Genomic DNA, 11,007 nt, shown 5'->3' with positions numbered 1-11,007 from the left:
TTCTCGACCGGAGCCTGCGCCTTGAATGTGAAGGGAAGTCTGCCGGATGCCCGCCCCGCAAGTCAGCGGAGACCGCTCTATCATCGACCGCACCTTCAGTGTTCTGGAAGCCTTCAATTTCCGGGACCGTACCCTTACGATGAGCGATATCAGCCAACGATCCGGTCTGCCGGTGGCGACCACCTACCGTATCGTGAAAAAACTTCTCTCCTGGGGGGCTCTGGAGCGAACAGAAGGAAGTCGCTACAGTATCGGTCTGCAGCTCTGGGAAATCGCTTTACTCGCCCCGCAGTACTCGGCGCTCCGCGCCGTGGCCATGCCGTACATGCTGCAACTCCAGGCCCATGCGCGCGCCTCGGTGGCGCTCACCGTCCAGGACAAGCTGGAGGGAATCTGCCTGGAGAGCGTGTGGAGCGGCGAGGCGTCCTGCCGCGGCGCCGGCAGTGTGGGAAATCGTTTCCCGCTCTACTCGGCCGCCTCCGGACGGGTTCTCCTCGCGTACGCGAGCCCCGAAATGCAGGAAGAGTTCTATGCTCAGGATCCGCACGCATACACGAAGTGGACCGAAACCGACCCGCTGGTCCTGCGCGCCCATGTCGACCGGGCGAAAAGGCAGGGATACGCGATATGCGACCGTGAGATGAACGAGAACTATTGCAGTGTCGCAGCCCCCGTATTCGACGGCACCGGAGCCGTCATCGCCGCCATCTCCCTCATTACCGGCACGGAAAATGGCGATGCAACACAACGCGCCAAACCTGTACTGACCACCGCCAAACTCATATCCGAACGGTTCGCGGCCCTGCACGGCCCCGAGGGCGAAAAGAGACGAAGACGTCCCGCCCGGCAGAGTCGTTAAAAACACCCGAACTGCCTTCGTGTTCACGAAATTAATTCGCGCAAGTAAATAAAACTACTGATAGGGAGAAGTACATGACCGTCACCAAGGAAGAAGTCCTCGCCGGGCTCGCCGAGATCGTCAACGAGATCACCGGGGTCCCCTTGGAGGACGTCGTCATGGAGCGATCCTTCGCCGACGACCTGGACGTCGACTCGCTGTCCATGGTCGAAGTGGTCGTCGCCGCCGAGGAGAGATTCGGGGTCACCATCCCCGACGAGCGGGCGAACGGACTGAAGACCGTGGGCGAAGCCGTCGAGTACATCCTCAGCAACCAGGGCTGACCAGGCACTCACCGACCGGTGGCCCCGCAGCCGCCGCTCCGTCCGGCAATTCCCCCATCCAGACGTGGAGTGATTCCTGTGAAAGCGATCGACCGCACCGTCGTCGTAACCGGTGTCGGCGCCACCACCCCGCTCGGTGGTGACAGCGCCTCGACCTGGGAGGGCCTGATGGCCGGCCGCTCCGGGGTCCGGCAGCTCACGCACGACTGGACCGCCGAGGTCCAGGTACGCATAGGCGCCGAGGTCGCCGTGGAGCCGACGGAGGTCCTGCCCAGACCTCAGGCCCGCAAGCTCGACCGTACGGCCCAACTCGCCCTGGTGGCGGCCCGCGAGGCGTGGGGCGACGCCGGATTCACCGGCCAGGCGGGCGAGGACGCCTCGGTCGACCCCGACCGGCTCGGCGTCGTCATCGCCTCCGCCATCGGCGGGGTGACCTCGCTGCTCGAACAGTACGAGATCCTCAAGGAGCAGGGCGCCCGCAAGGTCTCCCCGCACACCATCCCGATGATGCTGCCCAACACTCCCTCCGCCAACGTCGGTCTGGACGTCAACGCCCGCGCCGGTGTGCACAGCCCCATCAGCGCCTGCGCCTCGGGCGCCGAGGCCATCGGCTACGCCATCGAGATGATCCGCACCGGCCGCGCCGACGTCGTCATCGCCGGTGGCACCGAGGCGGCCATCTGCTCCCTCAACATGGCCGCCTTCGGCAACATGATGGCCATGTCCAAGCGGAACGACGACCCGACCGCCGCCTCCCGCCCCTACGACACCGACCGTGACGGCTTCGTCATGGGCGAGGGCGCCGGCGTCGTCGTACTGGAAGCGGCCGAGCATGCGGCCCAGCGCGGGGCGCAGGTCTACGCGGAGGCCGTCGGCCAGGGCCTGTCTGCCGACAGCCACCACATCACCCAGCCGGAACCGTCGGGCCGTGGCATTGCCGCCGCGTTGACCAGCCTGCTGGACACCAGCGATCTCGAGCCCGCCGAGATCGTCCACGTCAACGCGCACGCCACCTCGACCCCGAAGGGCGATGTCGCCGAGATCCTCGCCCTGCGCAAGGTGTTCGGCGACGACACCGACCACTTCGCGGTGTCCGCCACCAAGTCGATGACGGGCCATCTGCTGGGCGGCGCCGGCGGTGTCGAGACCGTCGCCAGCGTCCTCGCGCTCTGGCACCGCCTTGCCCCGCCGACCATCAACCTCGACAATCCCGACCCCGACGTGGACGCGGACATCGTCCGCGACACGCCCCGCCCCCTCCCGGAGGGCCGCATAGCCGCCCTGAACAACTCCTTCGGATTCGGTGGCCACAACGTGGTACTGGCATTCCGTACGGTGTGACGAAACCGCACGTTTCCGGGCAGGCGGTACACCCTCGCGGTGTGCCGCCTGCCCGTGTGCCGCAATGCGCCGATGCCGAAATACCGAACAGGGCAGGGCGGTGCGTGCCGTCGGGTCCTGCCGGAAAGCTCCCGGTGGCACATTCACCCGGCGCATGAAGAACGTGCTGAAGTTGGTCACTTCGGTGAACCCGAGATCATGCGCGATGACACCGATTCCCCAGTCCGCGTGCACGAGAAGCCGTTGTGCCTCCAGGGCCGCCCGGGCGTCTATCAGATCCTTGGTGGATTTGCCGGTGACGGCCGGCAGGCGGGGGTGTACGGAATGACGGGGATCGGTAGCGTTACGGAATTGACCATGGCCGTTCCGTAATCAACCCTTCTTTGCTCACCTGAGGCTTCAATTATGGGGAGTTGATCGCCCGCTACCAGAACACGTCTGGCGCGCAGACGAGTTGGACAAATGAAGGGAAGTCGACGGGATGACCACTCACCCCAGCGTCCCCGAACGCTCGGCTGTCGACCGCACGCTCGGCGTCCTGAGCGCCTTCGACCGACGTAACCGCGTCCTGACGCTCAGCGGCATCAGCCGCCGCTCCGGGCTCCCGGTCGCCACCGCCCACCGCATCGTCACCAAGCTGCACCGACTGGGTGCCCTGGGTCGGACGGCGGACGGGCAGTACAGCATCGGCCTCAGGCTGTGGGAGACGGGCACACTCGCTCTGCGCTGTTCCCTCGTCTCGGAGATCGCGCAGCCCGCCCTGGTGGACCTGCACAGCCAGACCGCGGCCGCCGCCCTCTTGACGATCCGAGACGGCGACGAGACCGTCTGCCTGAGCTTCGTCTCCCGTGACCCCGGCCATGCGTCCGCCCCGGGCGCCCGGGGCCGACGGCAGCCGCTGCACACCACCGCGCAGGGCCTGGTCCTGCTGGCCCACGCGAACGCGGGAGCAGCGGACCAGCCGGTCACCGGCCTGGGGAGCGCGGAGTTGCAGCACTCCCTGGCGAAGATCAGGCGGCAGGGCTACGCGGTGACCGTCGGCACCGTCTCGCCGGAGACGGCCGAACTGGCGGCCCCGATCCGCGACGCGCTGGGCACCGTGGTGGCCGCCGTCGGCGTGGTGACGCCCGTCGAGACGTTCCGGCCGCTGCGGCTCGCGCCACCGGTCCTCGCCGCGGCCGAGGCCGTCTCCCGGCGCGTCCAGGCATCCCGCGGACCGGACTGGTGGCTCGACGAGCAGGCGCTCCCCGGGCAACCGAACCCGTACGACTACGACGTACCCGCCGACGCGGCCCGCCCCGAGCTCCCGCGTGTCTGCTCTGACGGAATCCCAACAAAGGCCCGCTCTCCTGCGAGTTGACGGTTCACAGCCGTCGCGTCGGCGCGACCGCCATACCCCGGCCCCGGTCCAGTCCCGCAGACGCCGCCAGGCCGTCACCCCACTGCAACCGACCCGCTCCGCGGGAACGTCCCGCCGGCTCACGCTCTTGCACAGCACGATCGGGGTGCCGGTGAAGGCGAGCAACGTGGCGTGCGGGAGTGCGTCCCGCAGGTGGCGGGCGTAACCGTCGATTGCGTGACGTGCGCTGCGATGCGCTCAGCGGTGCGGTGACCGTCGGACGGACAGGACCGCCACATCGTCGTGCTGGCCTCCCTCCCCGGCGAACGCGCGCGCGTCGTCGTAGAGGGCGCGCGGCAGGTCGGTGGGGGAGAGGGACACGCGCTCGGTGAGGCGTTCGGCGACGGGGTAAAAAGTGCCGTCGGCAGAGCGGGTCTCGGTGAGCCCGTCGGTGGTCAGCAGTAGCGTCGCGCCGGGTGGGAAGGCGAACCAGTCGACGGTCGCGGGTTCGGCGGCGAGTTCGGCGAGACCGAGAGGGACGCCGGAGCCGAGGGCCGGCGTGATGACGGTGGCGTCGTGCAGCAGGTGCGGCGGAATGTGCCCGCAGTTGATGACTTGTACCTCTTCGTGCGCGTCGACGTTGACGATGAGGGCCGTGACGAACCGTTCGTCGTCGCCGGTCTGCGCGGCGTAGGAATTGTGCCGTACGACAGAGGCATCGAGGGCATCGACGAGCGCGGTCAGGGTGGGCTCCCGGTGGGCCGTCGCACGGAAGGCGCCGATGACGGCGAACGCGGCGCCGACCGCGGGCAGGCCCTTGCCCTGGACATCGCCGATCAGAACCCGGGTTCCCCACGGAGAGACGACGACGTCGTAGATGTCGCCGCCGATGAGCCGGTCCTCCTGGACGGGCTCGTACACGCCGTCGACCAGGACGTCGTCGGTGAGCAGAGGCAGAGGGCGCAGGATGTGGCGCTGCATCGCTGCGGCGGTGGAGCGCAGCCGCAGCATCTCGTGCTCGCGGTGGATACGACGGTGGCAGGCGTAGACGGAGGCCGCGCCCATGGCGACGGTGAGCAGCATCATCAGGATCCTGTCGAGCCACGACCGCCCGTCACCGTGCCGGACCAGCACGGTGACGATGACCACAAGCGTGGTCCACGCAGACACGAACTTCGTCTGGCGTACGGTGCACAGCGCGGACGCCGTCCCCGGCAGGAATACAAGGAGCCCGAGAAGCCACACCGGGGACTCGGACAGGGCACCGAGGGCCACCACCAGGACCGTCACTGACGCCACGCCGATCACTACTTCGGCGTCGCGCGGTGGTTCGATGGCCTCGAAGGGACGCGCGAAACTCTTCGGATGCTTACGGGGCACGGGACCTCCCGGTCAGGTGGTGTACTCCCCGTACGGTAGGCAGGCCCGGCCGTGGGTGAGCCGCGCCCCGCCGGACGATGTCCCCTGTGCGGTGACCAGCACTACGTGCAAGGTGAGCGGCCCGTGTACACCTTCGACCCGGGCGCATCCGCTGGTCACGCCCGGTGGCGGAGCCGCGGGTCGAAGACTCGGGTCATCCGGGGCACGGTCGCCCCCGTCCGAGCCTTCAGAAATGTCGATGGCCGACGCCGGGCCGGTGGGGCGGTCAGGACTGTGACGGTGCCTGCCACGAACGTCCCTGTCGGGACGCACCCACCGGTTCGGCGGCAGCGCACGCCGCTCAAGCGTGGTCGCCAGATCAGCGTGCAGGGCACGAATCACAGCACCAGCCATGTCGCGGAGCCCTCGTTGCGCGGTGTCTCCCACCCGGGAGGCCGGTCCGGACATCCCAGGTGGGGTGCACAACAGGCAGCTGCCAACGGCGACACCCTGACAGCGGGATAGGGTCGGCTGAGAAGAATCCGCTCGGTCCACCCGAGCTGCGCCAAGGCCAGACACGGCGGCCGCCCGAGGGGGAGCTGGATGCTGCAGGCACTGGGATTGGGCCCGGCCGAAGAGGCCATCTACACGGCACTGCTGGCCCGCCCGACAGCCTCCGCGCAGGACCTCGCCCGGCAGACCGGAATCGAGAAGGCCGAGACCGCCCGCATCCTGCTCGACCTGGCGACACGTGGGCTGGTCGCGGTCGCCACCGAGGCCGAGAGTGGGGCACCCGACTCGGCCGACTGCGGGGCCGGCCTCCAGTCCGCCCGCTACCGGCTCACACCACCCTCGGTGGCCCTGGCCCCGCTCCTCGTCGAGCAGCGCAACGCGCTGCACCGGGCCGAGACCGCGTTCTCGATGCTGACCGAGCAGTACCGCAGTACCGCCGCACACCCTGCGGGCAGCGTCGTGGAGGTGGTCGTCGGTGTGGAGCAGGTCGCACACCGGTTCCACCAACTGCAGCGCGGCGCCCAGCGGGAGTTGCTCGTCTTCCTTGTCGGCGCGCCCATCGCGGTGCCGCGCGAGGATGCCGACGCGTCGGAGAGTTCCGCGCTGGACCGCGGAGTCGACTTCCGGGTTGTGGCTGCCAAGGACTATCTCGACGGTCACGACGTAGCGCGGGACGTGCGGGCGGCCGTCACGGCGGGCCTCGAGCTCCGCCTGGTCGACTCGCTGCCGCTGAAGATGGTCGTGTCGGACCGGGAGCGTGCCATGGTGCCACTGGACATGGCGGACTCCGGCGACGAGCCGAGCGCAATCGTGGTGCACCGCAGCGGCCTGCTGACGGCACTGGTCCATCTCTTCGAGAAGGAATGGGCCCAGGCCCGGCCGCTGTACGCCACCACCACGGGTGTGCGCGCGGAGCCGGCAGCCGATGAGCAGCCGACCGAGGGGGAACTGGAGGTCCTCGCCCTGCTGCTGGCAGGGATCTCCGACCGGCGGGCGGCCTCCCAGCTCGGCCTCTCCGTACGCACCGTGGAGCGGCGGACACGCCGTCTGATGGACCTCGCCGGAGCGGATTCGCGCCTGCAACTCGGGTGGCACGCCGCACGTGCGGGCTGGCTTTGACCTCCTCCTCCTCCTCCTCGGCCTGAGGGCCGAGGTGTCTCCGTCTGTGGGTGGTCACCGTTCCTGGGCAGTGAGCAGGAGTGAGTCCCGGCTCACCGGTACGCCCCGAACGGTCTTGGGCGCACTGGTACTCCGCTTTCGCGTCCCGGTCGGCGACGCATATCCCGTATGCGGTCCGTCCCGGGCGGGCGGAATTCCTACGACCTGGCCATGTGGGTGTGGCCAGAGGCGACGGGGAGGCCCCGAACCATCTCGCTGGTGACACGGGGGCCCCGACTGCTGACGCCCACCCGGCGTCCCAGATCGCACCGAGAACGCTACGCACACCCCGCCGGGCATACCCGCAGCTCGTCACACCGTTCACCCCATCGTGTCCACGTTCGCCAAAACGTTGTGCTTGCCCAGCAGTTGTGAACCCCCACCTGCCAGGTCCGAAGCCCCAACGAGCTGACGAACCGGTTGATGTGACCGCGTGACGGAAAACCGACATGCGGGAAACCCGTCACACGCAGCATCCCTACACGATCCGTGTGTCTGCCAGGCTGCGGAATGGCATGTTCACGGCGTCAAGTAGGGAGACTCATGCGCCCCATAACGCGTACAGCCTTGGGCGCGGCGACCGCCGCGGTCCTGGCCGTGACCGCGGTCGGGCCATCCGGGGCGGCGGATACGCCGCCTGACGGTGCCTCGGGGAAGCGGCCCATCGTCGGCAGCGGGACCACGGCAACGGGTGGCAAGCGGGTGACGGTCACGCTCGTCACCGGCGACAAGGTGCTGGTGACCACGGACAGGTCGGGCCACAGCTCGGCGGCTGTGCTGCCCCGCGAGGACGGCACGCAGCCGATGGTCCAGACCTATCAGAGGGGCAAGGACCTCTACGTCTACCCGGAGGACGCCTCCCAGGCGATTGCCGAGGGCAAGGTCGACGAGCAGCTGTTCAACGTCACTGGGCTCATCCGCCAGGGATACGACGACACACACACCGACACGCTGCCACTCATCGCCACTTACCAGAACAGTGTGAACGTTGCCGACAGCGCGCCGGCGGCCCCTCGCGGGGCCGAGCGAGGCCTGAGCCTCCCGGCTGTGGACGGCGTCGCGCTCAAGGCCGGCAAGGACACTGCCGCCACCTTCTGGCAGGACGTCACCAACCCCCGCTCACGTTCTGCCTCCACGCTGAAGAAGCTGTGGCTGGACGGCAAGGTCGAGGCCACCCTGGACCGGTCCACCGCGCAGGTGCACGCGCCGGAGGCCTGGGCGGCCGGCTACGACGGCAAGGGCACCAAGGTCGCCGTGCTGGACACGGGCGCGGACGCCGAGCACCCGGACCTGGCGGGCCGGATCGCCGCGTCCAAGAACTTCACCGACTCCCAGAGCGTCAAGGACCGGCAGGGGCACGGCACCCACACCGCCTCCACGGTCGGCGGCTCCGGAGCGGCCAGCGACGGCCGCAAGAAGGGCGTAGCCCCCGGGACCGACCTGCTCATCGGCAAGGTCCTCAACGACTCCGGCTACGGGCAGACCTCCTGGATCATCGAGGGGATGCAGTGGGCCGTCGACCAGCAGGCCGACGTCGTCTCCATGAGCCTGGGCAACTCCGCGGTCGGTGACTGCGGCGACCCGCTGGCCGCGGCGACGAAGGAGCTGTCGCAGAACAAGCACACCCTGTTCGTCATTGCCGCCGGCAATCTGGGTTCGGGCAGCGAGACCGTCTCCTCGCCGGGCTGTGTCCCCGGTGTGCTGACCGTGGGCGCCGTCGACCGCGATGACACCACCGCGTGGTTCTCCAGCCGCGGTCCCGTGGCTGTCACCCACACCCTCAAGCCCGAGATCGCCGCCCCCGGCGTCGGCATCTCGGCGGCGGCCGCGGGCGGCCGCGGCACATACGCGTACCAGACGATGTCGGGCACCTCCATGGCGACCCCGCATGTCGCCGGTGCTGCGGCCATCGTCCGCCAGGCCCACCCGGACTGGACCGCGCAGCAGGTCAAGGCCTCTTTGGTCTCCTCCGCCCGCACTGATGGCAAGGTCGCCGGCGCTGACGAGACCGGGGGCGGCGTCCTCGACGTGGCCACCGCGGTGGACCAGCAGGTGCTCTCCGCACCGGCTGTCCAGGCCGGCAGCTACAACTGGCCGCAGGACGCCTCGGACCGCACCACCGTGCAGGTGCCCTTCACCAACACCAGCAGCAGTGACATCACCCTGAGCCTGAAGCTCAGCGGCGTGCATGGCAACGACGGCAGCGACGTCAACTCCGGCACCATCAAGCTGGAACAGGGCAAGGTGACCGTCCCCGCAGGGGCCACCGCCCAGGTGCCGCTGCAGATCGACCCCACCGCCCGCCTCAAGGCCGGCCAGTACGGCGCTGTCACCGGCCGGATCCTGGCCACCGGCGGCGATGCGCACGTCTCCGTGCCCGTCACGCTCTACGTCCAGCCGGAGACGGTCACCCTCCGGGTCAAGGTCATAGACCGTAATGGCAAGCCCGCGACCGGCCCCACCTCCCTGGACCTGGTCAGCCTCGACACCGACAAGGGCGAGCGCCGCAGCAACGCGGGTGCGACCACCCAGACGTACAGCGTGCGCCCGGGCGACTATGCCCTGAGCAGCTTCGTGGCGAGCTACGACGCGAACAACAAGCCCGAATCGATCAGCTACCTCGGGAACCCGCAGCTGCGGATCACCCATGACACCACCGTCGTCCTCGACGCCCGCAAGGCCCACCAGCTGAGCCTGCACACCGACCGCCCCTCGACGGTGAACAACACCACGCTCAGCTACGCCCGCACGTGGGACGACACCTGGCAGATATCCGGATCACTCATGGCCGGCAACACCGTCCAGAAGTTCTACGCAGACGTCGACGGACGTGCCGAGAACGGCACCTTCGAGTTCCGGCCCACCTGGCGCGCGACCGGCTCCGAGGACGGCTCGCCCTACGTCTACAACCTGTCGTTCCCGACCCAGGGTCCGCTGCAGTCCGACCAGGTCTACAAGTCCGAGGACTCCAAGCTGGCCCAGGTCACCGAAACCTGGAACGCCATGGGCAAGGAGGCCGACTACATCGACGCGATGTTCATCCGCCCCTCCGGGAGCAGCGGCGCCTACGTCCCCGTGAGCCCCTTCGGCTCCGTTCACGTGCCCGGTACCCGCACCGCCTACTACACGACCGGCGACGACGCCTGGTACCACGGCGCGATGACCAGCTTCCCGTTTGCCGCGTTCATGAGCGACCAAGAGCGCACCTACCGGGCCGGAGAGCGGCGTGCCGAGGAGTGGTACGGCGGCCCCCTGCGGCCGGCCGCGCCGCGCGACGCCGACGGCAAGCTGATGCTGACCGCCGAGCGGCAGGGCGACCTGATCGGCTTCCAGAACGCGCTCTGGCTCGACGCCTCCGGCGACCACTGGTCCTACGGCGGATCGTTCGGCGACCTCGGCAACCTGGTGCTGAAGCGCAACGGTGAGCAGATCGCCACCAGCACCTACCCGTACGCCGTGTTCAAGGTGCCGGCTGAGGACTCCGCGTACGAGCTCACCCAGAACCTGGAGAAGATCGACACCTCGGACCGGAACTGGCTGCGCTCCACCGCTGTCAAAACCACCTGGAGCTTCCGCTCCCACCTGGAGCCGGACGTCTACTCGCGCGGCCTGCCGTTCCTCTTCCCGGCGTACGACGTGCCGGTGGACGGCATGAACACCCTGCCCGCGCAGAGCGGCATCAAGGTCGGCCTGTCGGTCGAGGGCCACGCCGGGTACACCCCGGGCGCGATCACGGCGGCCTCGCTTTCCTACTCCTACGACGGCGGCACCACCTGGACCCAGGCGCCGACCGAGCAGCGGGACGGCAAGTGGACGGCAGTCCTCGACCACACCGGCGCCTCCGGCAAGCAGGTCACGATGAAGGCCACCCTCACCGACGCCAACGGCAACGCGGTCACCCAGACCATCACCCGCGCCCACGACGTCCGGTAACCACATGGTCCGGCCGGGCGGTCTCCCGCAACGGGAGGCCCGCCCGGCCGGCCACCCGCTGCCCCACCCCTGATCATCAGGGCGCAGCCCAGGCGTGTCAGAACTCGGCGCATATGAGTTGATCTGCAGGTTCGCAGCCGAGACTGAGCCCCGGCACACTCGCTGCTCATGTGGTTCCGGCT

General features: G+C 68.9%; 7 protein-coding genes and 1 pseudogene. 6 read left to right on the top strand and 2 right to left on the bottom strand.

Annotated features, from left to right (window positions below; all coding sequences use genetic code 11):
- Positions 1-46 precede the first annotated feature (46 nt).
- The 3 genes from OH809_RS01245 to fabF all read left to right on the top strand — a co-directional run bounded on the left by OH809_RS01245 (position 47) and on the right by fabF (position 2,523).
- On the top strand, positions 47-859 hold the full coding sequence (locus OH809_RS01245; protein ID WP_406415514.1) for an IclR family transcriptional regulator: 813 nt from the start codon (positions 47-49) through the stop codon (positions 857-859).
- Positions 860-933: 74 nt separating this feature from the next.
- Positions 934-1,182, top strand: a complete 249-nt coding sequence (locus OH809_RS01240; protein ID WP_406415513.1) for an acyl carrier protein — start codon at positions 934-936, stop codon at positions 1,180-1,182.
- Between the two features lie 78 nt (positions 1,183-1,260).
- Entirely contained in the window at positions 1,261-2,523 is a 1,263-nt protein-coding gene (fabF, locus tag OH809_RS01235) for a beta-ketoacyl-ACP synthase II (RefSeq protein ID WP_406415511.1), read from the top strand.
- 129 nt (positions 2,524-2,652) lie between these two features.
- Here the strand turns inward: fabF and OH809_RS01230 are convergent.
- Positions 2,653-2,832, bottom strand: a pseudogene (locus OH809_RS01230) (helix-turn-helix domain-containing protein); the annotation flags it as partial.
- Positions 2,833-3,004: 172 nt separating this feature from the next.
- On the opposite strand from OH809_RS01230, the gene OH809_RS01225 reads away from it, so the two are divergent.
- Positions 3,005-3,883 (top strand): IclR family transcriptional regulator, encoded by an 879-nt coding sequence (locus OH809_RS01225; RefSeq protein ID WP_406415510.1) that lies wholly within the window; start codon positions 3,005-3,007, stop codon positions 3,881-3,883.
- A gap of 237 nt (positions 3,884-4,120) precedes the next feature.
- Here OH809_RS01225 and OH809_RS01220 read toward each other — a convergent pair whose 3' ends face one another.
- Positions 4,121-5,242: a PP2C family protein-serine/threonine phosphatase gene (locus OH809_RS01220; RefSeq protein WP_406415508.1), complete on the bottom strand. Its 1,122-nt coding sequence runs from the start codon at positions 5,240-5,242 to the stop codon at positions 4,121-4,123.
- Positions 5,243-5,824: 582 nt separating this feature from the next.
- Here OH809_RS01220 and OH809_RS01215 point away from each other — a divergent pair.
- Together OH809_RS01215 and OH809_RS01210 are read left to right on the top strand one after the other, a co-directional pair.
- Complete coding sequence (locus OH809_RS01215; protein ID WP_406415506.1) at positions 5,825-6,853, top strand: TrmB family transcriptional regulator; 1,029 nt, start codon at positions 5,825-5,827, stop codon at positions 6,851-6,853.
- Between the two features lie 582 nt (positions 6,854-7,435).
- Positions 7,436-10,825 carry a S8 family peptidase gene (locus tag OH809_RS01210; RefSeq protein WP_406415504.1) on the top strand — a complete coding sequence of 1,130 codons (3,390 nt, stop codon included), beginning with the start codon at positions 7,436-7,438 and terminating at the stop codon, positions 10,823-10,825.
- The last annotated feature ends 182 nt before the right edge of the window (positions 10,826-11,007 follow it).

The organism is Streptomyces sp. NBC_00873 (assembly GCF_045207415.1).
GTDB lineage: Bacteria > Actinomycetota > Actinomycetes > Streptomycetales > Streptomycetaceae > Streptomyces.
This window is presented reverse-complemented; position numbering and strand designations above follow the sequence as displayed.

Bases quoted from the DNA above. Each gene is read 5' to 3' on its own strand.
- OH809_RS01245 (WP_406415514.1), top strand. From the start codon at position 47: ATGCCCGCCCCGCAAGTCAGCGGAGACCGCTCTATCATCGACCGCACC.
- OH809_RS01240 (WP_406415513.1), top strand. From the start codon at position 934: ATGACCGTCACCAAGGAAGAAGTCCTCGCCGGGCTCGCCGAGATCGTC.
- OH809_RS01225 (WP_406415510.1), top strand. From the start codon at position 3,005: ATGACCACTCACCCCAGCGTCCCCGAACGCTCGGCTGTCGACCGCACG.
- OH809_RS01215 (WP_406415506.1), top strand. From the start codon at position 5,825: ATGCTGCAGGCACTGGGATTGGGCCCGGCCGAAGAGGCCATCTACACG.
- OH809_RS01210 (WP_406415504.1), top strand. From the start codon at position 7,436: ATGCGCCCCATAACGCGTACAGCCTTGGGCGCGGCGACCGCCGCGGTC.